The organism is Nonomuraea rosea (genome assembly GCF_039539705.1).
GTDB classification, from domain to species: domain Bacteria; phylum Actinomycetota; class Actinomycetes; order Streptosporangiales; family Streptosporangiaceae; genus Nonomuraea; species Nonomuraea rosea.
In genome coordinates this window covers 1-22535 of record NZ_BAABDQ010000008.1, presented here as the reverse complement: position 1 = coordinate 22535, position 22535 = coordinate 1, and the positions used below count along the sequence as shown (strand labels likewise).

24 protein-coding genes and 1 pseudogene are annotated in these 22535 nt (G+C 72.1%); 9 read left to right on the top strand and 16 right to left on the bottom strand.

The window, feature by feature from the left end; genetic code table 11:
* Nucleotides 1-71: 71 nt before the first annotated feature.
* Both ABEA43_RS20290 and ABEA43_RS20285 read left to right on the top strand, forming a co-directional pair.
* A complete protein-coding gene (locus tag ABEA43_RS20290) occupies nucleotides 72-662 on the top strand; it encodes a TetR/AcrR family transcriptional regulator (protein ID WP_345563874.1) in 591 nt (196 codons plus the stop codon).
* 133 nt (nucleotides 663-795) lie between these two features.
* A complete protein-coding gene (locus tag ABEA43_RS20285) occupies nucleotides 796-1725 on the top strand; it encodes an ABC transporter permease (RefSeq protein WP_425570312.1) in 930 nt (309 codons plus the stop codon).
* Nucleotides 1726-1784: 59 nt separating this feature from the next.
* Here ABEA43_RS20285 and ABEA43_RS20280 read toward each other — a convergent pair whose 3' ends face one another.
* Both ABEA43_RS20280 and ABEA43_RS20275 read right to left on the bottom strand, forming a co-directional pair.
* Nucleotides 1785-2798 (bottom strand): TIGR04222 domain-containing membrane protein, encoded by a 1014-nt coding sequence (locus ABEA43_RS20280; protein WP_345563873.1) that lies wholly within the window; start codon nucleotides 2796-2798, stop codon nucleotides 1785-1787.
* Between the two features lie 122 nt (nucleotides 2799-2920).
* Nucleotides 2921-3889, bottom strand: coding sequence for a WD40 repeat domain-containing protein (locus ABEA43_RS20275; RefSeq protein ID WP_345563872.1), 969 nt, complete (start codon nucleotides 3887-3889; stop codon nucleotides 2921-2923).
* Nucleotides 3890-4113: 224 nt separating this feature from the next.
* On the opposite strand from ABEA43_RS20275, the gene ABEA43_RS20270 reads away from it, so the two are divergent.
* On the top strand, nucleotides 4114-4590 hold the full coding sequence (locus ABEA43_RS20270) for a VOC family protein (RefSeq protein WP_345563870.1): 477 nt from the start codon (nucleotides 4114-4116) through the stop codon (nucleotides 4588-4590).
* 216 nt (nucleotides 4591-4806) lie between these two features.
* Here the strand turns inward: ABEA43_RS20270 and ABEA43_RS20265 are convergent, their stop codons facing one another.
* Both ABEA43_RS20265 and ABEA43_RS20260 read right to left on the bottom strand, forming a co-directional pair.
* The gene (locus ABEA43_RS20265) at nucleotides 4807-4989 is read right to left on the bottom strand and encodes a hypothetical protein (protein WP_345563868.1); all 183 of its coding nucleotides are present in this window, start codon (nucleotides 4987-4989) and stop codon (nucleotides 4807-4809) included.
* A gap of 293 nt (nucleotides 4990-5282) precedes the next feature.
* Nucleotides 5283-6074, bottom strand: a complete 792-nt coding sequence (locus tag ABEA43_RS20260) for a hypothetical protein (protein WP_345563866.1) — start codon at nucleotides 6072-6074, stop codon at nucleotides 5283-5285.
* Nucleotides 6075-6445: 371 nt separating this feature from the next.
* Between ABEA43_RS20260 and ABEA43_RS20255 the strand changes: the two genes are divergently transcribed.
* Nucleotides 6446-7030 (top strand): PH domain-containing protein, encoded by a 585-nt coding sequence (locus tag ABEA43_RS20255; RefSeq protein ID WP_345563865.1) that lies wholly within the window; start codon nucleotides 6446-6448, stop codon nucleotides 7028-7030.
* Between the two features lie 79 nt (nucleotides 7031-7109).
* On the opposite strand, the gene ABEA43_RS20250 is transcribed toward ABEA43_RS20255, so the two are convergent.
* On the bottom strand, nucleotides 7110-7895 hold the full coding sequence (locus ABEA43_RS20250) for an SDR family NAD(P)-dependent oxidoreductase (protein WP_345563863.1): 786 nt from the start codon (nucleotides 7893-7895) through the stop codon (nucleotides 7110-7112).
* Between the two features lie 55 nt (nucleotides 7896-7950).
* On the opposite strand from ABEA43_RS20250, the gene ABEA43_RS20245 reads away from it, so the two are divergent.
* Nucleotides 7951-8547, top strand: coding sequence for a TetR/AcrR family transcriptional regulator (locus ABEA43_RS20245; protein ID WP_345563861.1), 597 nt, complete (start codon nucleotides 7951-7953; stop codon nucleotides 8545-8547).
* A 6-nt stretch (nucleotides 8548-8553) separates the two neighbouring features.
* Here ABEA43_RS20245 and ABEA43_RS20240 read toward each other — a convergent pair whose 3' ends face one another.
* From ABEA43_RS20240 to ABEA43_RS20205, 8 genes are all read right to left on the bottom strand, one after another.
* A complete protein-coding gene (locus ABEA43_RS20240) occupies nucleotides 8554-9321 on the bottom strand; it encodes a MauE/DoxX family redox-associated membrane protein (protein WP_345563860.1) in 768 nt (255 codons plus the stop codon).
* Between the two features lie 10 nt (nucleotides 9322-9331).
* Entirely contained in the window at nucleotides 9332-9928 is a 597-nt protein-coding gene (locus ABEA43_RS20235; RefSeq protein WP_345563859.1) for a cell wall protein, read from the bottom strand.
* A 10-nt stretch (nucleotides 9929-9938) separates the two neighbouring features.
* The gene (locus ABEA43_RS20230; RefSeq protein WP_345563858.1) at nucleotides 9939-10388 is read right to left on the bottom strand and encodes an RlpA-like double-psi beta-barrel domain-containing protein; all 450 of its coding nucleotides are present in this window, start codon (nucleotides 10386-10388) and stop codon (nucleotides 9939-9941) included.
* Between the two features lie 123 nt (nucleotides 10389-10511).
* Complete coding sequence (locus tag ABEA43_RS20225; protein ID WP_345563857.1) at nucleotides 10512-13172, bottom strand: sugar-binding protein; 2661 nt, start codon at nucleotides 13170-13172, stop codon at nucleotides 10512-10514.
* A 14-nt stretch (nucleotides 13173-13186) separates the two neighbouring features.
* A complete protein-coding gene (locus ABEA43_RS20220) occupies nucleotides 13187-13987 on the bottom strand; it encodes a carbohydrate ABC transporter permease (RefSeq protein ID WP_345563855.1) in 801 nt (266 codons plus the stop codon).
* Entirely contained in the window at nucleotides 13984-14874 is an 891-nt protein-coding gene (locus tag ABEA43_RS20215; RefSeq protein WP_345563853.1) for a carbohydrate ABC transporter permease, read from the bottom strand. Before ABEA43_RS20215 ends, ABEA43_RS20220 begins: the two co-directional genes overlap by 4 nt.
* Before the next feature lie 2 nt (nucleotides 14875-14876).
* Entirely contained in the window at nucleotides 14877-16286 is a 1410-nt protein-coding gene (locus tag ABEA43_RS20210) for an extracellular solute-binding protein (RefSeq protein WP_345563852.1), read from the bottom strand.
* 5 nt (nucleotides 16287-16291) lie between these two features.
* Nucleotides 16292-17584, bottom strand: coding sequence for a PfkB family carbohydrate kinase (locus tag ABEA43_RS20205; RefSeq protein ID WP_345563851.1), 1293 nt, complete (start codon nucleotides 17582-17584; stop codon nucleotides 16292-16294).
* Nucleotides 17585-17716: 132 nt separating this feature from the next.
* Here ABEA43_RS20205 and ABEA43_RS20200 point away from each other — a divergent pair, with 132 nt between their 5' ends.
* Nucleotides 17717-18475, top strand: a complete 759-nt coding sequence (locus ABEA43_RS20200; RefSeq protein WP_345563850.1) for a DeoR/GlpR family DNA-binding transcription regulator — start codon at nucleotides 17717-17719, stop codon at nucleotides 18473-18475.
* A 67-nt stretch (nucleotides 18476-18542) separates the two neighbouring features.
* Nucleotides 18543-19883 carry a 6-phospho-beta-glucosidase gene (locus ABEA43_RS20195; RefSeq protein ID WP_345563849.1) on the top strand — a complete coding sequence of 447 codons (1341 nt, stop codon included), beginning with the start codon at nucleotides 18543-18545 and terminating at the stop codon, nucleotides 19881-19883.
* Between the two features lie 43 nt (nucleotides 19884-19926).
* On the opposite strand, the gene ABEA43_RS20190 is transcribed toward ABEA43_RS20195, so the two are convergent.
* Together ABEA43_RS20190 and ABEA43_RS20185 are read right to left on the bottom strand one after the other, a co-directional pair.
* A complete protein-coding gene (locus tag ABEA43_RS20190) occupies nucleotides 19927-20436 on the bottom strand; it encodes a Rossmann-fold NAD(P)-binding domain-containing protein (RefSeq protein WP_345563847.1) in 510 nt (169 codons plus the stop codon).
* On the bottom strand, nucleotides 20406-20984 hold the full coding sequence (locus ABEA43_RS20185; RefSeq protein WP_345563846.1) for an NAD-dependent epimerase/dehydratase family protein: 579 nt from the start codon (nucleotides 20982-20984) through the stop codon (nucleotides 20406-20408). The genes ABEA43_RS20190 and ABEA43_RS20185 overlap by 31 nt, the downstream gene beginning before the upstream one ends.
* On the opposite strand from ABEA43_RS20185, the gene ABEA43_RS20180 reads away from it, so the two are divergent.
* Together ABEA43_RS20180 and ABEA43_RS20175 are read left to right on the top strand one after the other, a co-directional pair.
* A complete protein-coding gene (locus ABEA43_RS20180; RefSeq protein ID WP_345564338.1) occupies nucleotides 20883-21194 on the top strand; it encodes a TetR/AcrR family transcriptional regulator in 312 nt (103 codons plus the stop codon). The two genes, ABEA43_RS20185 and ABEA43_RS20180, sit on opposite strands and share 102 nt — an antisense overlap.
* Nucleotides 21125-21412 (top strand): SbtR family transcriptional regulator, encoded by a 288-nt coding sequence (locus ABEA43_RS20175; protein WP_345563844.1) that lies wholly within the window; start codon nucleotides 21125-21127, stop codon nucleotides 21410-21412. Before ABEA43_RS20180 ends, ABEA43_RS20175 begins: the two co-directional genes overlap by 70 nt.
* A 30-nt stretch (nucleotides 21413-21442) precedes the next feature.
* Here ABEA43_RS20175 and ABEA43_RS20170 read toward each other — a convergent pair.
* Nucleotides 21443-22535, bottom strand: a pseudogene (locus ABEA43_RS20170) (hypothetical protein); the annotation flags it as partial.

The window sequence follows — 22535 nt, the reverse complement described above, 5'->3', positions numbered from 1 at the left end:
CGGCAGCTCGAAGACGCCGCGATCGGCTATCGTTTTATAAACGAACGTTCATTAACCGGGGAGGGCCGGGCATGGGCAGGCCGCGCACGACCAGCGACGAGGCGATCCTCCACGCCGCCGCCCGCGCGATCGGGCGGCACGGACCCCAGGGGGTCACGCTGGCCGCCGTCGCCCAGGAGGCGGGGCTGTCCCCGGCCACGCTGGTCCAGCGGTTCGGGTCCAAGCGGGGGCTGCTGCTCGCCGTCGCCGGCCACGCCACGGAGACGGTGCGCCTGCCGTTCCAGCGAGCCCGTGAGCAGCACGGCTCGCCGCTGGCGGCCTTGCGCGCGGCCGTCGCCGGCCTCTCGGAGGGCGTGTCCACCCCGGAGGAGCTCGCCAACAGCCTCGGCTTCCTGCAGCTCGACCTGACCGACGCCGAGTTCCGCGGGCACGCGGCCGAGCACGCCCGCCGGACCCGCGACGAGATCGCCGCGCTGCTGGCCGATGCGGTGGCGGCGGGGGAGCTGGCGGGCGAGACCGAGGTCGATCGGCTGGCCCACGCGGTCCAGGTGACCTACAACGGCGTGCTCATCCTGTGGGCGCTGACCGGCGGGGAGCCGCTGGCCGCCGCCATGCGCGACGCGGTCGACGAGACGCTGCGTCCCTACGCTCCCGGCGGCTGAGCCGCCCCTCTTTCGCCCTCTGCGAAAGGGTTTCGGACAAGGTCATCCCTTGTCCGGATATCCCAGGCGCTGCGGATACTCGACTCCGCGACGCTCCGGCCAAAGACTGGACCGACGCCCCCTGCGTCGCGGGATGATTCGACAGTCCAACGGCCGATCGGTGATCGAGGTGCTCATGAGCCACGTGGCGAACGATTCGGCCGAGTCCCTGGCGGAGCTCGCCAGGAGACACGGACTGCGCCCCGCCATCGCCCGGCCGGGGCTGCCGGTCTATCTGCGGCAGCTCTGGGAGCGGCGGCACTTCATCCTGACGTACGCGACCTCGCGCAACGTCTCCAAATACTCCGGCTCGGCGCTGGGCCAGCTCTGGCAGGTCATCACCCCGCTGCTGAACGCCGCGATCTACTACGTGATGTTCGGGCTGATCCTCGGCGGCAGCAAGGGCATCGAGAACTACCCGGCGTTCCTGCTCACCGGGATGTTCGTGTTCACCTACACACAGCGGACCGCCACCGCCGGCGCCAAGTCGATCTCCGGCAACCTGTCGCTGATCCGCGCCCTGCACTTCCCGCGCGCCTCGCTGCCGCTGGCCTACACGATCCAGGAGCTGCAGCAGCTCGGCATCTCCATGGGGGTGCTGCTGGTCATCGTGGTGCTGACGGGCGAGCTGCCGAACTGGTACTGGCTGATGATCCCGATCGTGTTGCTGTTGCAGACGATGTTCAACGTCGGGGCCGGGCTGATCCTGGCCCGGATGGGGGCCTCGCTGCGGGACCTCAACCAGTTGCTGCCGTTCATCATGCGTACGTGGCTGTATGCCTCCGGCGTCTTCTTCGCCATCCACGACAAAGTGGTCAACAGCGCGGGCCTGCCCGAATGGGTGGCCAGCGTGATGTACCTGAACCCGGCCGCCTCCTTCATCGAATGGATGCGCGACATCCTCATCGGCAGCCACAGCCCGCCGCAGATGGTGTGGATGTCATGCCTGTTCTGGGCGGTGGCTGCGCTGATAGCCGGGTTCTGGTACTTCTGGCGGGCCGAGGACCGGTACGGGCGCGGCTGACCTCGTACGCGCGGGGTTGGTGCCGTACCGGCGTTGTTGTTGGAGTTGCGGCAGGGCCGTCACGGCCCTCCGCCGCCGCACCCTCCGCCGCCCCCGCCACCGTCTCCGCCGCCGTCACTACCGCCACCGCCGAAATCTCCGCCGCCGCTCCCGCCGCCCGCGAAGTCGAACATGCCGCTGAAGTCGAAGAACCCGCCGGAGTCTCCGCCGCCGTTCGTTCCGCTGTCGTAGAGGAGAGGGAAGCTCGCCCCGGCACCGTACGAGCCGCAGTGCCCCGGCGTGCAGCACGCCGCGACGCGCAGGTTGTTCCTGGCCCTGGTGTCCCGCCGCAGCGTGTCGGCCAGCCGCCGGTCCGGCAGTTTGGTCAGCCCGTGCAGCGCCACCAGCGCGACGTCGTCGGAGCTCTTCCACGACCCGTCCGCCGCGTCCTGGGCCCCGGCCTTGGTCAGGGCGGTCCGGCCGGCCTTGGTCAGCGGGTTCGCCATCGAGCGGCGCAGCCACCAGAAGAAGAGCACGCCCGCGACGGCCGCGCCCGCCGCGATCACCAGCGTGTCCAAGGGCCCATGCAGGAACGGGCTCAGCAGCGCCACGGCCAGCGCCAGCCCGGTGAAGACGAACAACCAGCTCGTACGCCGCCGCGTTCGTACCCGGGCGGCCGGCGACATCAGCAGCCCCTGCCGCCACAACGGCGTGGACAGCCGCCGCAACGCGTGGTCGCCGCCCGCGCTGTGCCGCACCTCGGCCGTGGTACGCCCGCCGGGCACGGACGCGACGTGCCGATACACGGCGCGTTCGACCGGAACGTGCTTGTTCGGCTTGAACCCCTGCACCGGCGTGACGACTCCCTCGCTCGACACCCGCACGCCGTCCTGCGAGAGCAGCGACACCAGCGCCGTGTTGACCACCCGGCGCGGCCCTCCGGCCAGGTAGGCCGCCTCATAGACGTCCAGCGGATATCGCCGCACCCGCGCCGTGGCCGTACGGGCGAAGAACAACGCCACCTGTGTCCGGATCGCGGTGAAAGCGATGAGCACGAGCAGCCCGACCGCAGCCCAATAGAAGACCCCGTCCATCTTGCTTCCCCCTGACTGCCTGAATGCATACACCCCGTTTTCGGCAGACCCATTCGCATTGATGGACGATTCTCAGTGGAACCCGGGTTCCCGCGAACGCTTACAAATTTGTCGGAACGTTCTCAGCCATTGCCGCGCGCCTCGAACTCGGCATAGAAACCCTCGTTCTTGGGGATCTTGACCAGGGTCTCGACGACCTTGCCCGTGAGATCCACGATGCCGATGCCCTGGGGGACGGGGGCGAGCAGGTGCCGCTCGTCGTACCAGCCGAGCACGGAACCCCAGACGGGGCTGAAGGCCAGCTTGATCCTGGTGACCGCCTTGCCGGTGGCCGTGTCCCACACGCAGGCCGACTTCTCCAGCGGCATGCAGGCGGTGACGAACCGGCGGCCCGACGGGCTGAACGTCCCCTGTCCGTCGCTGGCCGGCCGGCCGCGTACGTGCCAGGTCCGCTTGACGGCGCCGGTGAGGTCGTACTTGCGGATGGAGGTTTTGCCGTTCTTGCCCCAGCGGACGACGACGCCCTTGCTGTCGCGGGTCCACTCGAAGCCGCCGACGGTGATGAGGGCCTTCTTGATGCGGACGAAACGGGCCTTCATCGCGGGCACGTCGACCAGGACGATGCCCTCCGAACGAGGCTCTGACCCGGATGCGAACACGTTGAACAGCAGCTTGCGACCGTCCGGCGACCAGGTGGGCCAGAGCGTGTGGAGGTAGTTGCCCGCCAGCTTCGGGTCGGCGGCGACGGGCAGCGGCACCACCGTCCTGTCGCCGGTCCTGCGATCCACGAAGGTCACCTCGGGCGCGCCCGAGGACTTGTTCCCGCCCAGGCTCGTGGCCCAGCGCCCGTCGGGGGAGACGGCGACGCCGCGCGTGTCGCTCTGCACGAACGCGCGTTTGGCCGGCTCCCAGACCCACGGCCGGGACGGCATGGTGGCGGGAGTCGCGTAGGAGGTGAACTGGATCGGGCGGCCCGCCATCTTCGCCACCAACCGGGCCGCCGTACCCGGCAACGGGCCGGCCACCGGCTGCGCGGGAGCGGCGCCGAGTGCGGCGGTCATGGCCAGGACCACACCTAAGTTCGCGATCATCTCTGCTCCTCGGGGGGTCGGTTGAGGTCAGCGGATCCTACCGGGATCACGAGAGACACCGATGGCCTTTCGCATCGGGTACGAGCCGCCTGACGGCCTCTTCACATCGGAGGACAAGCCACCCAGAACTCTCCTCACCTTGAGGGATGAACTGCCGGGGCGGTCCGGTTGCAGGGGTGGGGGCGATCTCGCGCCTCCGTTCGCAGATGCCGACGAGGAGTCCCGTGAGCACGCACGCAGATCCAGCAGGCCGCCCGTCCACCGTCCGCCAGCTCAGGCTCGTCGTCGAGGCGGAGGACTACGAGGCCGCGCTGGCCTTCTACCGCGACGTGCTGGGCCTTCCGGAGCAAGCCGCCTTCTCGAACGGCGATGGGGCGCGGGTGGCGATCCTCGACGCGGGCCGGGCCACGTTGGAGATCGCGAACCCGGCGCAGAAGAAGATGATCGACGACGTGGAAGTGGGCCGTCAGGTGGCTCCCAAGTTCCGGGTCGCCTTCGAGGTCGACGACGCCCGCAGCACCACCGAACGCCTGGTGGACGCGGGCGCGACCGAGGTGGCACCGCCGACGGTGACGCCCTGGGAGTCGCTGAACGCCCGGCTCGACGCGCCCGCCGGCATGCACATCACGGTCTTCCAGGAGCTGCGCAGCATCGAGGAGCGGGAGTCTCTCGACGGCTTCGACACCGACCAGAACCGCTGACGACCGCCGCGACGACTGAGGCCCACTCCCACCCCAACAGCCCACCGACCGACCCGCCTCAAGCCCGGCTCTGAGCGGTCGGTGGGCGGCTGTGGCTCAGGCCCGCCTGATGCTCTCCCGCCCCCGGCTCGGTGAACGCTCTCACCCATAAGCGCCTTCAGGATGCTCAGCCCGGGACGGCTTCGCCGGCGGCTGCCACGTTCTGGGGCGCAGGAATCACGGGATCCTCTCCCTGAGCAGCCGATCGTTGCGGATGCGCACCAGCACCTCGATGTCGTCGTTTCCGGTCACGGTGTGCACCCCGCACAACGAGTGATGGACATCATCGGGCAGCTCGGCACACCTGCGGGCGTGCTCGCCGCTGGCATCGGCCTCGCCGTGCAGCTCGTAGACCAGCACGGCCAGGTCGTATCCGGCGTCGTGGACAACAGCTTGCTCCCTGCTCGCTCAGCCGTCCGCAGCCGGTCGGCCGGGGCGCGGATCTGACCGACGGCGGCCAGCGTCTGCGCATACCCCCCGGACTGGTTGCCTGCGTGCGTCGGGATAACTTCGGGTGAGCCTGTTCTCGTGCCGAGCGGTTGCCGTGTACGCGAGATGCCCATGAGGGTCGTGTCTGGACGTGCCTTCCGTGTGGTTGGCGATCTTGCCGGTAGGGCGGGTGGTTCTCCTCAGGTCGAGTTGCGCTCTGCTCCTCACTCTGGTCCGTTGCTTGGGCCGAGCTTGCGTGCCATCCAGAATGCGGCCCCGGCGAGAGCGCCCGTGCCCAGGATGGCGAGCAGGACCCACGGTCCTATCTGGTTGATGTTGCTGGCGCTTCCAGCGTTGATGTGGGGAGCATCGGTGTTTCGCGGGCTCGGAGAGAGGGCCGCGCCTGCGGACGTTTGAGCGGATGCGTCGTCGTCGGTTGGTGGGGTTGTCCCGGTAGGCGGCGGGATTGCGTTGCTTGCGGGTGGTGTGGTTGATCCGTTCGGGAGAGTGGGCGGGATCGTGCTGGCGACATGGTCCGGGGACGGTGCTTCGTCGGCCGGGGTGTCGGGAGCGGCCGCTTCGCCATGGTCGTGGGTCGTGTCTGCGAGGCCGGTGTCGGAGGCTGTTGGGCCCTTTGCCGGTTCGCTGGTGCCTTTCAGCTCGCGTAGCGGCCCGGGGTCCTGTGTGAGCGGCTGGTCCGTAGGCTTCTTGGTGGCTTTTGAGGTTTTGTTCTTTGCTGGTGATTCCCGTCGGGAGATGGTGCGCGAGGTGCCGCTGCTGCTGATGGGTCTTCGTAGGGCGGGGCTGTCGTCGTCATCGTCGCCACCCCCGTCGTCCTCATCATCATCATCGTCGTCGTCGTCACTGTCGGCTGCGGCTGCAGCTGCGGGTGCGGTCATGGTCTGGCTGCGTGATGCCGTATGGGCGGTCTGCATGGCGAAAGCGGCGGATGTGGTGGTGCCGATGGCGAACGCGACCACGACGGTCAGCAGGAGCCACCCCCGTGCCAGGTGCATGCGCGCCTCCCGATCGTCGATCTTGGGATGTTCCGTTGGCCATCCTGGGTGTGGGCGATTACGTCGCGATGAGGGGTTGATGAGAGATCTTTAATGTGGCGGCGGCCTTGAGCGTGCCGGATGCCAGGGCGCCCTGAAGCCTGCCGTCCCATGCCTTCGGTGCTTCCGGGCCTTCTGGGCCTCTGGGCCTCTGGGCCTCTGGGCCTCCCGAGGTTTCCCGTTCCTCGGCCCGGCCCTCCGTTGCACAGGGTCGACCCGAGAGCGAGGCGATGGCGGGCCCTCCAGGCGCTGGTCACGCTGGCCGGGCCCGCGCTGCTGACGGCGCTGACGCTGTTCGTCCTGTCTCTGCTGTTCTTCCCCGGCGCGCTGCCGTGGCTCGGGCCGCTGCTGTGGCCGCCGGGCTCGCGATCGTGGGGCTGGCGGGGGTGGCCCGCTGGGGGAGCACCCGTTATCGGGTCACCGGTGAGCATTTCGACGTGCGTTCCGGCGTTCTGGTACGCAGGCTGCGCTCGGTCCCGCTGACCAGGATCCGCAACGTGGACCTCACCGCCACCCCGGTGCACCGGGTGCTCGGGAGCGGGCTGGCCGCCGACCGGCGGCGAGTATCGGGCCGCGTTGCCGGCGGGTGCGCGGCTGTGGTCGGGGTCGGACCCCCGGCTGGCCGAGGTCGTACGGGGCGGTGGCGCGGGGGTGGTGTCCGGGCTGTCGGCGGCGTTTCCGAGCCGTTCATGATGCTCGCCGACGCTGTGGCGCGCGGCGACGCCGAGGCGGAACGGGCGTGCCAGGAGCGGGTGGACGAGGTGCTCGCCGTGCCGGGCGGCACGGTGCAGGGCATCAAGCTGGCGCTGAGCCTCCAGGGCCGGGGTACGGGCGCGCTCCGCATGCCCGCCCCCGAGCTCAGCCCTGAGGTACGACAGCGCATCGCACGCCTGGTCGAAGCCGCACCCGCACGCTGAGCGGCAGGAACACGCCGCCCCGCTTGAGGGCGGCGGCCGTGGCCGCTGGCACGGTCGCCCGGCCAGGACACGGCGTGCGTCACCCGGCCAGCGTGCGGACGGTCTCCTCGAATCGCCGGGCTTCGTCCCGGTCCACGGTGAGATCAAGGGGCTTGCCCTTCTTCCACGCCGTGAGCGGCTCGGCCGGCGGCTGGGCGATGAGTGCGGCGATGGGCGGGACGGCCTTGCGCACCGGCTGTGCGAACAGCGCCGACCCCGCCCGTACGAGGCCGCGCAGCGGTTGCTTGAAGGGCTCGTGCAGCCTGGTCGCCACGAACACCGGGTTGTACAGCACGTACTTGATCCGCTCGGACGCATAGGCGGCCCCCAGCAGCTCGCTGGCCCTGGCGCCCTGCATGGTCGCGGTGAGTGCCCGATAGCCGGCCGTGAGCTGGAGGTCGTCCCAGCGGATCCGGCCGCCCTGCCCGGCGCCGCACAGGTTGACGATCACGGGCGCCGGCGTGTTCTCCAGCGGGCCGCGCAAGCCCTCGGCCATGAGCCGGCGGTTGATCACGTAGAGGGCGAAGGTGTGCTCGAAGCCCTCCGCGGTCTCCACCCGCACCGGGTTGAACCGGAACGCGGCCAGCACCAGCGCGTCGATCGCCGGGTGCTCATCGATGAGCCGTTTCACCAGCTCACGGCTCTGATGAAGGGAGCTGAGATCGGCCCTGACGAACTGGGCCGACGGCACCTCCGCGCGCAGCCGCCGCCCGCCCTCCTCGCTGCCGCCCACGGCGACGACCTGATCGCCGAGCCCGGCGTGGTGGCGGGCGAGACCCAGGCCGAGGCCGCTCGTGCCGCCGGTGATCACGATGGTGCGGGGCATAAGTTGAGACCCTCCTCAAGTTGAGATGGCCCTCAAGTTAGCTAAGCTGGCGAACATGCGCAAGGACGCCGTGCACAATCGCGAACGCCTCCTGGGAGCGGCCCGGCGGCTGTTCGCGGACCGGGGGCTCGACGTGCCGCTCGACGAGATCGCCCGCGCGGCGGGGGTGAGCATCGGGACGCTCTACAACCGGTTCCCCACGCGGGACGCCCTGGTGGAGGCGGTCTTCGCGGATCGGGTGGCGACCGTGGCGGGGCTGGCCGAGCAGGCTCTGGCGATGGGGGACGCCTGGGAGGGGTTCGCGGCGTTCATGACGGGCGTGTGCGAGCTGCAGGCGTCCGACCTCGGCTACAACGACCTCGCCGCACGGGCGGTGGCGATGGACGGAGACCGCGGGTACGGCCTGATGAGGGAGATCCTCGAACGTGCCCAGCGGGCCGGGCAGCTACGCGGCGACGTCACGCTCGCTGACATGGCCTTCGTGGTCTGGGGAGTGGCGGCGACCATCCGAGCCACGTACGAGGTCGCGCCGGGAGCCTGGCGGCGGCACCTCGCCCTGACCCTGGACGGCCTGCGCGCCGTCGCGGCCCGGCCTCTGCCGGTCCCGCCCATGTCCGTGGCGAAGACCCGGGCCGCCATGCGGGAATGCTGACGGAGATCAAGCGGGGGCCGGTTCGGCGACGAGGGCGACGCGGACGGCCGACGGGTCATGGCCGTGGAGGGGGATGGCGAAGACCGCCGTGCGCTCGCGGGCGCCGAACACCACGAAGCGCAGGTCGTCCTCGTCCCAGGTGTCCTGAACGTCCGAGGTGAGCTGCGCGGACGCCGAGCAGTACGCCGGGCTGCGGTAGAGCAGGTGCAGCGACGCGCCCAAGGGGACGTCGCGCCCGGCGGGCACGGCGAGCGGGCTGCGCAGCCGTACGAGGAGCCGGCGCAGGGGGACGAGCCAGTGGCGGTCCAGCTCCGCCGAGAGGGCCAGCAGGATCACCGCCTCGGCCAGGGCGAGCGCTGCCACGGGTGGAAACGGCTGCGCGCCGATCGCCAGGACGCTCGCGGCGAGCAGGAGGCCGGCGCGGGCGAAGGCGCGTACGTTCACAGGACGGGAGTGTGCGCCCAGGCAGCCGCACGACGCGGCGGGCGCGGCGACGGCGGAGTAGGCGAGGTAGGCGAGGAAACCGGCCGACACCAGGGCGGCGGCCACGCCGTCGAGGGGGGAGACGGGCGGGATCAGCAGCGCCGCGGCCACCGCGAGCTCGACGACCCCGGCGAGCCGGAGCGCGGGGACCGCGCGCGCCGGGCCGGTCAGCCGGGCCAGGGCGGTCTGCCCGGCCTGCGCCCGCATCCGCCGGCTGAACAGCTTCAGCAGTCCTGCCCAGGCGAGGAAGAGAGCGATGACGTACGGCTGCGACGCGGCGATCCCTTGCATGCTCCGGCTCCTAGTGCGGGGAGAAGACGGTGGCGATGTCGACCTCGTTCGTGTCAGGCCGCCAGGCCCCGAGGATCTGGACGTGCTGGCTCACCTTGAGCGACGACAGGTCGGACGAGGGCGGCGCCTCGGCGTGGATCGCGACCGACTTGCCGGCCACGACATGACACAGCACCTCTTGCCCGTTGTGATCGAGGTGGATCTTCTGGCTGGTGATGTTCTTGATGTGGCCCTTGATGTTGACGATGTTGAGCCACACCGACTCCGCGGCCAGCACGCCGTCCGGCATGCGCACGCCGCGCGCGTACAGGCCGTCACCCGGGTGGGCCTGGTCGAAGGCGACCGGTCCGAGCTTCCACAGGCTGGTCCCGTCGACCACCCTGATCTGGTGGAAGACCATGTTCGAGCCCAGGACGAGCAGCGTGTTGTCCTTGATCGAGCGGATCCGTCCCTCGGCGAAGTTGGGGTCCGGGGTGCCGGGCTCGATCCCGGGCGCGGTCGTCGCGAAGGCCGCCTCGGGGCCGAGCGAGCCCAGCGCGGTCGCGGCGACGACACCGGCGCCGCCGCCTAAAAGTGCGGACTTGAGCAGGTTCCGCCTGCTGGTCATGGTCGCCTCCCTACGCGGCCGAGATCTCGCACGGCCGCAGGCCGGTCGAGAGGCTGGCGATCTGGCTGTAGGCGGCGGGGGTGAGGTCGATCAGCCGGTTGCTGGCGCAGGTCGAGCCGCAGCAGCTGCGCTCGCCGCAGAACAGGTCGGTCTGCGGGCCGCAGTCGGCGATGGCGGTGACGACGCTGACGCCGCTGCACAGCGCCGTGGTGCGGTGGCGGAAGCCGCAGGTCCTGCGGGAGAGGCTGACGCCGCAGCTGTCGGGGCGGGTGATCGCCCAGCAGGCGTCGGAGGTGTTGGGCCAGGCGTGCTGCAGGCTGCCGGAGTTGCAGGTGCCGCAGGCTCCCTTGCCGGTGCTGCTGCATGGGCCCCATGCGGTGCCGCAGCAGAACCAGGAGACTTCTCCTTGGATGGGGGCGAGTAAGTCGATCGGCGGGTCGGGGGTCTGGGTACGCGCCATGCGCGTCCTCCTTGAGTGGTCCCGATGCGGGGGGTGCTGAAGGTTTCCGACTTGATCTATGAGTACCATGTAAGGATTTTTCGTCAATGCCCTGTTTTGTCGGCAGGGCATTGACGAAGGCACTCAGCGCACCCGGACCTGAGAGGCGGCCGTGCCGCCGCCGGGCGTCCGCCAGCCGGTCACCACCGTCGGATCGGCGGCCAAGGCGCGGGTCAGGGGCACGGTCACGGTCGTGGACCCCCGGCGGGGCACGGAGACGACCCGGCCGCCCGCCGTCCCGCTCGCGTCGCGGACGAACAGGTGCGCCTCACCTGCGGCGTTCGCGTGCAAGGTCACCTTCACCCCGTCCTGACCTCGCACGGACGAGACGACCCGGCCGCTCTCGGACGGCTTCGCCGCGGGACCGCCCGCGAGCGGGAGGCCGAGCCGGGCCGCCTGCTCCAGCGACTGCGGCGAGTCCAGGCTGGCCAGGGCGGTGCTGGGGATCACCGCCGCCGGCGGGGTGGTCGGCCGGTCCGCCGGCGGCCGGTAGCCGGGGAGCGTCGCGACGCCCCACCGGTACGGGTCGCCCTGCACGCCGCCCCACGTCGACCAGCCGATCCGGGTCTGACCGGTCTTGTCCTGGGTGTCGGAGTCGTAGACGAGGATGTTCAGGCCGAGATGGGCGGGATCGACCGCTCCCGGCAGGATCTCCATGGGGATGGCCACCTCCACGGCGTATCCGCCGTCGGAGATCTTCGAGGCCACCCGCATGCCGGTGGCCGGCCCCTGGTGGTTGTCGGCGTCCCGCAGGGCGCACGCCGGGCCCTCCGCGGTCACCGGCAGCACGGCCGCCTTGAAGGTGGTGGAGGTGTTCTCGGACGTGCCCCGCGGGTCGAAGGCGAGCTCCACCGAGTCGGTACGCCAGTGCCGCTTGCAGTCGGCGGCCGCCAGCCGGGTGCCGAGCACGTCGTCCTTGACCTGGACCAGGGCGTACAGCGTGTCGTCGTGCCAGGTGAGCTTGGCCGTGCCCGAGCAGTCGGCCGCCGACGAGCACGCGGTGCCCTCCCAGAGGCGGGAGACGTCGAGGGCGGGGCCGGGGTACTCGCCGTCGGCCTCCGTCCCGTCGACGGCGGGCGCCGACGCGGCCTGCGGGATGGACGCCGCGGGGACCAGTTCGAGCGCGGGCCGGCTCGTGCCCGCACCGTCCACGGTGATCGTGTAGGCGTAGTCGCCGCCCTGGTTGGAGGTCTTCAGCGACGGGTCGGAGTTGGTGACCGTGAACGGCACCGTCGTGGCCGCCCCGGCGGCGAGATCGGCGTAGGGGGCCTCGGTGCGGTCGGCGGTGAAGCCGTCGGGCAGGGCGATGCGCACGGTGCCGGACCTGGTCGTGTCGCTCACGTTCGTGACCACGACGCCGACCTGCCTGGAGCCCCCGGACGGGAGCGTGAGCACGGGCGTCACCAGGCCGCGGAGCTGGGGCACGCCCACCTCGGCGGTCCATCTCTCGTACTGGGCGACCTGGGGGAGCGGCTGCTGCCCGCCGCGTACGGCGGGGCTGACCTCGACCTGCCTGTCGGTGTAGCCGCGCCCGTGCTCGGTGGCCAGCGTGGCCGCGACGCGCACCCGGCCGGCGCCGGCGTCCTGCGGCGGCGTCACCGTGAACGTCGCCGATCCGCCGCGCCCGGCGGCCAGCCTGCCCAGGTCCCCGGAGCCGCGGACCTGCCAGCCCGCGGGCAACCGCAGCGTCGCGGACGCGCGGCCGAGCGCCTCACGCGGCGGCGCGGTCGCGCTGGCCGTCACCGTGAACGCCGTCCCGGGCCGGACGTCGAACGTGCCGGCCCGCAGGCCGAACAGGGTGCCGACGGGCACCGAGCCGCTCGCCCTGGTCAGCGCCCCGTCCAGGATCGCCGTGGGCGCGGACGCCGCCGCGGTGCCCGGCTCGGGGAAGGGGACCCGGGAGTCCACCTGGGTGAAGAAGTCGCAGCCGAGCTGGGCCGGGTCGGAGGGCACGTCGGGGAAGACGGCCCAGCCCTGGGAGGCGTACGAGCGCTGGGCCTCGCGCTCGACGGCGGCCCACGTCTTGCCCGCGCTCTGCGAGGGGCGCCCGCTCCAGACGCCGTAGACGTTCTGGGCCGGGTTGGCGGGGCGGAAGGTCGAGGCGCAGTCCGGGCCGGTCTGCGAGGTGCCGCGCCCGCCGCCGAGCAGCAGCCGGGCGGGCGCGAACGGGCGCAGGCCCTCGCGGGTGAGCTGCTCGGGGAACGCCTTGGGGTCGGCCGCCGCGTAGAACGCCTCGACGGCCAGCCGGGCGGCCTGCTGATGGTTGCCGTGGTTGCCCGGCGTGGGGGCCGGATCCATGGTCAGCAGGACCTCGGGACGGGTCTGCCGGACGACGCGGACGACCTTCTCCAGCGTGTCGCCGCCCCAGACCTGGTCGGTCAGCGGCGCGCTCACCGTGTAGTAGAAGTCGACGTCGTCGAGGTTGAACACCTCCCGCACGCCCGCCTTGGCGACCGCGGTGCGCTCCTCGGCCTCGCGCAGCAGGCCGAGCGCGGGGCCCTCCTCGGGCCCGACGGCGTTGCCGCCGCCCTCGCCCCTGGTGACGGTGACCACGCCGGTGCGTACGCGGTGCTCCTCGTTCCACTGGCCGAGGGTGGACAGGCTGAACGCCTCGTCGTCCGGATGGGCGCCGACGAACAACGCGTCGAGGTCCACGGAAGCGGCGGCGGCTCGTACGGGCGGGGCGGGCAGGACGGCGAGCAGAGCCACGGCGGCCAGCACCGCCATGGGACGGGAACGACGCATGGGACCTCCCAGGTTTACTCGCGGACCGCCCCCTGGAGCAGCCCGCGGACGAAGTGACGCTGGAGGAACAGGTAGAACAGCACGACCGGGGTCGCGACGATGACCGAGCCGGCCGCGAGCAGGGTGAAGCCGGAGGTGTACTGGCCCTGGAAGAAGGCCAGCCCCAGCGGCGCGGTCCGCAGCGACTCGCTGGTCACCATGATCAGCGGGATGAGGAACTCGTTCCACGTCCACATGAAGACCAGGACGGTCAGGGTGACGACGGCGGGCCGGGCCGGCGGCACCAGCACCTGCCACAGGATCCGCCAGGTCGAGGCCCCGTCGATGCGCGCGGCCTCGACGATCGCCCGGCTCGACGCGCGGAAGTAGGCCCGCATCCAGAAGGTGCCGAACGCCACCGACAGCGCGACCTGCGGCAGCGCCACCGACCAGAACGTGTCGATCAGGCCGAGCGAGCGCAGGTCGAAGTAGAGCGGCACCGCGATGGCCTCGCTCGGCATCATGATCCCGAGCATGAACAGGTAGAACAGGATCGACTGGCCGCGGAAGCGCATGGTGCCGAACGCGTACCCGCTCATGATCGACAGCACGACGCTGACGACCACGACGAACGACGACACCGCCAGGCTGCTGCGCAGGTAGGAGCCGAACCGGCCGATCTCCCACGCCGCCGCGAAGTTGCCCAGGCCGGCGGTGCCGCCGCTGTCGGCGGGGCCGAACGCCGCGGCCAGGATGGTCACGATGGGGAAGAGCGCGAACGCCGCGAACACCGACAGGATGACGTAGTTGGCCAGCCGCTCCCCGCGCGAGATCACGTGATCCTCCTGTCGGCGAAACGGTTGATGCCGAACGAGATCGCGAAGATCACGACGGTGAGCGTGACGCCGATCGCCGCCGCGGAGCCGACCTGGCCGAGCCCGAAGGCCCGGTGGTAGACCTCGTACGACGGCACCGAGGTCGAGTCGCCCGGGCCGCCCCGCGTGGTGACGTACACCAGGTCGAACGTCCGCAGCGCGGCGATCACCGTCAGCGTCAGCGCGACCGCGATCTCCCCGCGCACCGACGGCAGCGTGACCGCGAAGAACTCCCTGACCGCCCCCGCGCCGTCGAGCCGCGCCGCCTCGTACAGCTCGCCCGGCACGCGGCTCATCCCGGCCAGCAGCAGCACGGTCACCAGCCCCGTCTCGAACCACGTGCCGACCACGCCGACCGCGGGCAGCGCGAACGTGTAGTCGCCCAGCCAGCCGCGCGCCAGCGAGTCGAGCCCGAGCGCGCCGAGCAGGCCGTTCAGCGTGCCGTCGGGCGCGTACACGCGCCGCCACGCGACCGCCACCACGACCATGGCGATCACCTGCGGCAGGAACACCACCGTGCGGAAGAACCCGAGCCCGCGCACCTTGGCGTGGTTGAGTATCGCGGCCAGCATCAGCCCCATGACCAGCGGGATGAACGCGTAGAACACGATGAGCACCAGGGCGTGCGCGAACGCCGCCCGCAGCCCCTCGTCGGCCGCGATCGCCAGGTAGTTGTCCAGGCCCGCCCATCGGCCGAGGGACAGCCCGTCCCATTCGTACAGCGACAGGTGCACCGCACGGCCGATCGGATAGAGCAGGAACACCGCATAGACGGCGAAGGCGGGCAGCAGGTAGAGGTAGGCGACGCGGCGGGGCTCCCCTGGAGGCCCGGCGGCTGTGCGGGCCATTCTCAGCCGTTGCTCTCGGCGAAGGCCTTGTAGTCCTTCTCGAGTGTGGCCAGGAACTCCGGTGGCGTCGCCTTCCCGGCCAGCAGGTCCTGCAGCGCCGCACCGAGCGTGTCGGCGAAGGTGGGGGTGGCGTAGTCGAGGTACGGCACCAGGCCGTTCTTGGCGGTGACCGTGCCGAACGCGGCGAAGACGTCCTGCTGCGGGCCCGCGGGCACGCTCTGCGCCGCTGTGTCGGCGACCGGCAGGTTGCCGGTGGTCGTCAGCACCTTCATGGCGTCGGCGTTCGTGATGAAGTCGATGTACGCCGCCGCCGCGTCCGGGTTGGGGCTCTTGGCCGTGACCGCGAACGGCAGGCCCGTGCCCCCCGTCGCGACCGGCGCGGCGTCGGCCGACGCGCCGGGCGGGAGCATGAAGCCCAGGTCGTCGCCCAGCGCCTTCTGCAGGTCGGCGAGCAGCCAGGTACCGGCGATCATGAACACACCCTGCCCCTTGCCGAACGCCTGCCACGCGGGGTCGTAGCCCTGGCCGTTGAAGCCCTCGTTGAAGTAGCCCTTCGTGGCCCAGCCGGCCAGCTGCTCGGCGGCCTTGGTGTTCTCCGGCGTGTTCCACGAGGCGCCCTTGCGGCCGAAGGCCAGCGTGCCGATCTGGTCCGCCGCGACGCCGCGGCTCTGCACGGTGCCGAAGACGTGGATGGCCGGCCACTTGTCGAGGTTCCCGAGCTGCATCGGCACCTCGCCGGCCGCCTTGGCCTTGGCCAGCGCCGCCTCGAACTCCGCCCACGTCTTGGGCGGCCGCAGGCCCAGCTTGGTGAGCTTGGCGCTGTTGTAGAACAGGCCGACGACCTCGCCGACCTGCGGCAGGCCGTACAGGTTGCCCTCGCCGAAGAGCTTGCCGTCCGCGCTGTAGCGCGAGTAGCGCAGCACCGGCTCCGGGTAGCGGGTCTTCCATCCGTACGCCTCGGCGTAGGCGTCCAGCGGGCGGAGCTGCCCGGCCTTCACGAACGCGCCCATCGAGGAGCGGCCGTTGTTGGCCTCCACCACGTCGGGCGGCTCGTTGCCGCTCAGCGCCAGGCGCAGCGTCGTGTTGAGGTCGTCGAAGGAGCGGGACACCCGGTTGAGCTTGATGTTGGGGTATTTGGCCTCGAACGCGGCGTTGAGCTGCTTCATCTGGGCGGCCTGACCTCCGCGTACCTCCTGGTCCCAGACGGTCAGGGTGACGTTGCCGAGAGCTGCGGCGTCGGTGCGCACCGGCGCGGCGCTCGACGGGGCGGCGCCCGGCGGGGAGGAGGCGGCGGGCGGCGCGGAGGAGCCGGGCGCGCACGCGGCCGCGCCGAGGGTCAGGGCCAGGGTGAGGGTCGCAGCGAGAGCCGTGGCGGGTCCGGCGGGCCGTGGCCGTCGCGTCGAGGCGATCATGGGGGTCACTCCTTTTGCGCAGGCACGCGAGGCGTGTTCGGGTCCTCGTCCTCGGGGGTTGCGGTGGACGGCTTCGTGGCCGGCTGCTCGCCCGATGCCTGTGACGCCGGCTGGGTCGCTTGCTGGGCTGCCGGTTGCGTCGTCGGCTGGGTGGCCGGTTGGGTGGCCGGTTGGGGGGAGCCGCCGACGTCGGCGTACCGGGCGATGGTGGCGACGGCGCGGCGGACCGCGCCCACCGGGACGGTGGGCACCAGCCGGTCGAGGAAGGCGTAGCGGCGGGCCAGCGAGCTGCCGTAGGCGCCGCTGTGGCCGGCCGCCTCGCGCACCTCGTGCCACCAGTCGGCGATGTCGCCCCAGCCGGGCGCGGCCAGCGAGCCGCCGAACTGCTGCACCGCCAGCGCCGCGCAGGCCCCGGCGAACGCGAGCCGGTCGGACAGCGGCCACTTCGACAGGGTGCCGAGCACGAATCCGGCCCCGAAGACGTCGCCCGCGCCGGTCGGGTCGAGCGCGGTCACCCGCGGCGCGGGGACGAACGCCTCCTCGCCCGTCGTGGAGTCGATGGCCATGGCGCCGTTGGCCCCGTCGGTCACCACCGCCACCGGCACCTTGTCGGCGATCGCGTAGAGCGCGTCGCGCGGCGTGTCGGTACGTGTGTAGGCCATCGCCTCGGTCGCGTTCGGCATGAACGCGTGGCAGCGCCCGAGCTGCTCCAGCACGGACCGCGGCCACCTGCCCGACGGGTCCCAGCCCACGTCGGCGAAGATGAGCGCGCCGTTGCGATGCGCCAGCTCGGCCCAGTTGCACGTGCTGCCCGGCGTGTCCAGCGGCTCGTCGGGGGAGAGCGTCACGATGACGGCCTTGGAGCGCGGCGGCGAGCCGATCATCTCGGAGGCCGGCATGGGAGCAGGATGCCCGTGGGTGACCATGCTGCGGTCGCGGTCGACCGCCATGGAGACCGTCACCGGCGAGTGCCAGTGCTCGAAGCGCCGCGACCTGGACAGGTCCACCGACTCCTGCTCTTCGAGGGTGCGCCAGCAGAAGTCGCCGTAGTCGTCGTCGCCGAACGCGGCGGCCAGCGAGGTGCGCAGGCCCAGCCGGCTGGTCGCGATGGCGAGGTTGGCGATGCCGCCCGGGCACGATCCCATGCCCTCGGCCCAGATCTCGGTGCCCGCGGCGGGCATCGCGGGCAGGCCGGTGAAGACGATGTCGAGAAAGACCGTGCCCGCCAAGAACACGTCGAACTGCGGGCCCTCCGGGGTCCGCTCGTCGGCGAGAGGGTCGTACGCCTGGACAGACACGGGAATGGATCCTCCTCGACACAGCGAGATGTGCGCAATCTTGCACGTTTACTCGCACACTTCAAGTGTTTCGCGCCAGATAGTGGTGCAAGATGCTTACTTCTGCGCGAAATTGACTGATAGACTCCCGCCGTGCTTCAGCGCCTCAGGCATGCGGAGATCATGCGCCGGGTCCGGCTGTCCGGTGCCACCAGCGTTCGCGATCTCGCCAGCCAGCTCGGCGTGAGCCCGTCCACCATCCGCAGGGATCTCGAGGTCCTCGACCGCGACGGCACGCTGCGGCGCGTCCGCGGCGGAGCGCTCGCCGACGCCGATGCCGACACCCACCGGCCGTTCGCCGAGGTCGCGGCGGTGGACGAGCAGGACAAGGAGGCGGTGGCGATCCGCGCCGCGCAGCTCGTACGCGACGGCGAGGTGGTCCTGCTCGACATCGGCACGACGACGATGCGCCTGGCCAGGCGGCTGCGCGGGCGCCGGGTCACCGTGGTCACCTCCAGCCTGGCGGTCCTCGACGCGTTGCGCACCGACACGGAGGTCGAGCTGCTCCTGCTGGGCGGCATGGTCCGCCGGCCCTACCACTCGCTGGTCGGGGTGCTGACCGAGGCGGCGCTCGGCCAGGTGGTCGCCGACCGCGTGTTCCTGGGCGTGAGCGGCGTGCGGCCGGACGGGCAGCTCGTGGACACCACGCTCGCCGAGGTGCCGCTGAAGCGCGCCATGATCGCGGCGGCGGGACAGGTGGTGCTCGTCGTGGACCGGCACAAGTTCCCCGGCACCGGCGCGCTGCGGGTGTGCGGGCCCGAGGACATCGACGTGATCGTCACGAACGACGGCGCCGACGAGGGCACCCTGCGCGCCTGCGCGGCGGCCGGTACGGAGGTGCTGCGCGCATGACAGCACAGCGCCGCACGGAGGAAGGATGGCCGGCCGATGGGGAGTCCGCTCGCGTGAAGGAGTGCCGATGAGACTGGCCGTGCTCGGCGGTGGCGGGTTCCGGGTCCCGCTCGTGTACGGCGCGCTCCTGCGTGACGGGGGCAAGCCGCGGGTCGAGGAGGTCGTGCTGTACGACGTGTCGGCGGACCGGCTGGAGGCCATCGAGCACGTGCTGCGCCAGCTCGCCGCCGGGCACGACGACCCGCCGGCGGTGCGGGTCACCACCGACCTGGACACCGCCCTGCGCGACGCCGCGTTCGTCTTCTCGGCCATCCGCGTCGGCGGCCTGGCGGGCCGGACCGCGGACGAGCGGGTCGCGCTGGAGCTGGGCCTGCCCGGCCAGGAGACGACCGGCCCCGGCGGCGTCGCCTACGGCCTGCGCACGATCCCGGTCGCGGTACGCGTGGCCGAGCGGGTGGCCGCCCTCGCGCCGGACGCATGGGTGATCAACTTCACCAACCCGGCCGGCATGATCACCGAGGCCATGCGGCGCGTGCTCGGCGACCGCGTGATCGGCATCTGCGACTCACCGATCGGGCTCATCCGGCGCGCCGCCACGGCACTCGGCCTCGACCCGGCGCGCGTGTCGCCCGACTACGTGGGTCTCAACCATCTCGGCTGGCTGCGCGGCCTCACCCACCAGGGGCGCGACGTGCTGCCCGCGCTGCTCGCCGACGACGAGGCGCTGCGGCGGGTCGAGGAGGCGCGCGTCTTCGGCCCGGACTGGGTGCGCGTCCTCGGCGCGCTCCCCAACGAATACCTCTACTACTACTACTTCACCAGGGAGTCGGTCGCCGCGATCTCCGGGCAGACCCGGGGCGAGTCGTTGCTGCGGCAGCAGGAGGCGTTCTACGCGGCCGTGCGCGCGCGGCCGGGTCAGGCCCTCGCCGAGTGGGGCAGGGCGCGCAGGGAACGCGACGAGACGTACATGGCCGAGGCCCGTGACGTCACCGACGCCGGCGAGCGCTCGGCCGCCGACCTGGAGGCAGGCGGGTACGAGGGCATCGCACTGGCCCTCATGGCCGCGATCGCCCGCGGCGAGCCGTCCACCATGATCCTCAACGTGCGCAACGGCGCCGCGGTGCCCGGCCTGCCCGACGACGCGGTGGTGGAGATCCCGTGCGCGGTCGACGGCGCGGGCGTCCGGCCGCTGGCCACCAGGCCGCTCCCCGGCCGGTTCCTCGGCCTGGTCCAGCAGGTGAAGGCGGTCGAGCAGACGGCCATCGAGGCCGCGCTGACCGGGTCGGCGGCGCGGGCGGTCGAGGCGTTCGCGCTGCATCCGCTGGTGGACTCGGTGTCCACGGCCCGCAGGCTGCTCGACGGCTACCGGGCCCGCGTCCCGGAACTGGCCGCCGTCTTCCCGCGCTGACGTCTTCCCGCGCCCACGGCGTGTGCCCGGCGGGGCGTGGCGGTCAGACGGCTCCGTGGGCGATGAGGCTGCGGGCGCAGTCGAGCACGGTCTGGGCGGCCGGCCGGGGCCGCCAGCCGAGCACCCGCTCGGCCTTGGCGATGCTGTGCCGGTTGCGGCGTCCGAGCGAGACGGTGATCGAACGCAGCGGCTTGTCGAAGAGCGCGACGAGCCGGACGAGGACGTCGGGCAGCTGACGGGCCGGCACCTTCGAGCCGGCCTCCCCGAGACCTGCGCGCAGGGTGGCCGCCATCTCGCGCATCCAGGTGAACTCCCCGGTGGCCAGGAACCGCTGCCCGGCCGCCTCCGGCGCGGTCATGGCGCGGAGGTGCAGGTCGGCGAGGTCGCGCACGTCGACGATCTCCAGACCGATGCGCGGGCTCCCCGGCAGCCGGCCGCCGATCATGCGCGCGACGATCCCGGTCGAGCCGAGGTCGGCGGCGCTCAGGATCGGGCCGAAGACCGCACCGGGCAGGATCGTGGTCAGGGTCGTCGCATCGGACCGGCCGGCCATGAAGTCCCAGGCCGCCTTCTCGGCGAGGTCTTGGAGCGGCGGTACGGGGTGAGCGTGGGGTCGTCCGGGTCGGTCCAGAGCGTTTCGTCGGTGATGCCCTCTTCGGCGTACGACGACGGGCTGGCCGCGTTCGCCGCGGAGGTCATCACGACCCGCCGTACACCGGCCGTGGTGGCGGCGCGCAGCACGCGCAAGGTGCCGTCGCGGGCGGGAGCGGTCAAGGCGTCGCCGCTCTCGTCGTCCGCGCGGAGCGGCGAGGCCACGTGGAGCACGTAGTCGCAGCCGGCCGCCGCCGCGTCCCAGCCGTCGTCGCGGGTGAGGTCGGCGACGGCGAACGCCAGCCGGTCGCCCGGATCGGCGGCGGCGGAGAGCGCGGCCACGACGGCGGCCTGCCTGGACGCGTCGCGGACGGTCGCGCCGATGCCCGGCGCAAGCGCGAGGCCGTCCTGGTCGCCGCCGTCGAGGTCTTCGCCGAACGCGGCATCGAGATCGCCCTCGACGAGGTCGCGCGGCGCGCGGGTGTCGGGATCGCCACCCTCTACCGGCACTTCCCGACCAGGGAGGCGCTCATCGCCGGCGCCTATGTCCGGGAGATCGGCCTGCTCTGCGACGGCGTGGACGACCTGCTCGCCGCCATGCCTGGGGACGAGGCGCTGATCGCCTGGATGCAGCGCGCTTCGCCGGCTACGTGGCCGGCAAGCCCGGCATGGTGCTGGCGCTCAAGTCCGTCGTCACCGCCACCGACGCGGCGGCGCTGACGGCCGGCCACGACCGCGTCTACGCCGCGCTCGACCGGCTCATCGACGCGGGTCGGCGCGACGGCCTCATTCGCGCCGACGCCTCGTCAGAAGACCTGGCCGACGGCCTCAGCGGGGTCACCCTCGCCAACAGCCGGCCAGGCACCCAGGAGCGCGCGAACCGGGTCATCGTCCTGCTCGTCGACGGCCTGCGCCACAACGCCGGGCCACGCCGGTGACAGCCGGGCCGTGACGCGTCCCGGATCGGCTCAGCGCAGCGGCTCCATCGTCTCGCCCAGCTCGTTCGTCGCCGACAGCGACGGGTCCCGCTTCCTGGAGACCGCGAACGCGCCCGGCACCGCCCGCCCGTTCAGGTCGATCTGGATGACCCGCCTGCTTCCCGCGGCCACGTAGTAGTGCCGGCCCGACGGAGCCGTCCACCAGGCCCCCGAAACCAGGTCGCGCCGGAGCCTGCTGCAGTCCCACGAGTTCGTCCTGGTGCCGGTCGGGTGGGCGGTGGTGCGTCCGCGATGGGTGCTGAAGAGCACGCCGCGCACCACGCTGCCGCCCAGCGCGTCGGTGAGCCGCAGGCAGACCCACCGGCCGTGCGGCCCCTCGGGCAGCCGCCCGCTCCAGAACTCCCACGCGGTCGCCGCCTGGATCTCGCCGTCCGGGCGTTCGATCGCGCAGCCGAGCCCCTTCCAGGCCGTGAACCCGCCCGGCACGGTGTCGAGCTCGCTGGGCCCGTACCGGTTGATCTCGGCCGGTGGCGGCGGCTGGTAGTAGGCGTTCGCGAGCGTCAACCGGCCCAGGTCCAGCATCGTGTACGGCATGCCGTGCGCGATCTCCGGCGCCCGCAGCCGCAGCACCGGCCCCTGCCAGCAGCTCTTCCCGCCTTCTGCCCGCACGGGCCCGGTCACCCCGCCGGTGATCGGCACCCGCCGCCAGCGGGGCGCGGCGCCGGTGAGCGGCGCGGCCGACACCTCGCGCACCCACGGGGGCAGCAGGTAGCGGCTGCCGGCCACCGTGGTGCGCAGCTTGAGCGGGCTCGTGCCGTCCGGCTTGGCGCGCGGCTCGGGAAAGACCTCCAGCGCGCCGGGCCCGGCCGCCTCCGTGTAACGGGCGACCTGTGCGCCCTGGCGCATCAGCACCACCGTCGCGTCCTCGACCCGGCCGGCGTACAGGAGCTGACCGTCGGGCCGGCCCCACGCCCGCAGGGCCCTGGCGACCAGGCTCGCGTCGCCGGTCAGGCCGCCTCTCGCCTCCCAGGTGGCCAGGTCCAGCGCGGTGCCGGCCCGCCAGGCGCCCGGCGGCGCGGTGGTGGCGGGCCGCCGCGCACTCCTCCCCGGCAGATGTTGTCGC

Bases quoted from the DNA above. Each gene is read 5' to 3' on its own strand.
- ABEA43_RS20235 (WP_345563859.1), bottom strand. From the start codon at position 9,928: ATGACCAGCAGGCGGAACCTGCTCAAGTCCGCACTTTTAGGCGGCGGC.
- ABEA43_RS20195 (WP_345563849.1), top strand. From the start codon at position 18,543: ATGAGACTGGCCGTGCTCGGCGGTGGCGGGTTCCGGGTCCCGCTCGTG.
- ABEA43_RS20280 (WP_345563873.1), bottom strand. From the start codon at position 2,798: ATGGACGGGGTCTTCTATTGGGCTGCGGTCGGGCTGCTCGTGCTCATC.
- ABEA43_RS20285 (WP_425570312.1), top strand. From the start codon at position 796: ATGATTCGACAGTCCAACGGCCGATCGGTGATCGAGGTGCTCATGAGC.
- ABEA43_RS20240 (WP_345563860.1), bottom strand. From the start codon at position 9,321: ATGCAAGGGATCGCCGCGTCGCAGCCGTACGTCATCGCTCTCTTCCTC.
- ABEA43_RS20275 (WP_345563872.1), bottom strand. From the start codon at position 3,889: ATGATCGCGAACTTAGGTGTGGTCCTGGCCATGACCGCCGCACTCGGC.
- ABEA43_RS20210 (WP_345563852.1), bottom strand. From the start codon at position 16,286: ATGATCGCCTCGACGCGACGGCCACGGCCCGCCGGACCCGCCACGGCT.
- ABEA43_RS20225 (WP_345563857.1), bottom strand. From the start codon at position 13,172: ATGCGTCGTTCCCGTCCCATGGCGGTGCTGGCCGCCGTGGCTCTGCTC.
- ABEA43_RS20290 (WP_345563874.1), top strand. From the start codon at position 72: ATGGGCAGGCCGCGCACGACCAGCGACGAGGCGATCCTCCACGCCGCC.
- ABEA43_RS20190 (WP_345563847.1), bottom strand. From the start codon at position 20,436: ATGGCCGGCCGGTCCGATGCGACGACCCTGACCACGATCCTGCCCGGT.
- ABEA43_RS20260 (WP_345563866.1), bottom strand. From the start codon at position 6,074: ATGCACCTGGCACGGGGGTGGCTCCTGCTGACCGTCGTGGTCGCGTTC.
- ABEA43_RS20230 (WP_345563858.1), bottom strand. From the start codon at position 10,388: ATGGCGCGTACCCAGACCCCCGACCCGCCGATCGACTTACTCGCCCCC.
- ABEA43_RS20250 (WP_345563863.1), bottom strand. From the start codon at position 7,895: ATGCCCCGCACCATCGTGATCACCGGCGGCACGAGCGGCCTCGGCCTG.
- ABEA43_RS20245 (WP_345563861.1), top strand. From the start codon at position 7,951: ATGCGCAAGGACGCCGTGCACAATCGCGAACGCCTCCTGGGAGCGGCC.
- ABEA43_RS20215 (WP_345563853.1), bottom strand. From the start codon at position 14,874: ATGGCCCGCACAGCCGCCGGGCCTCCAGGGGAGCCCCGCCGCGTCGCC.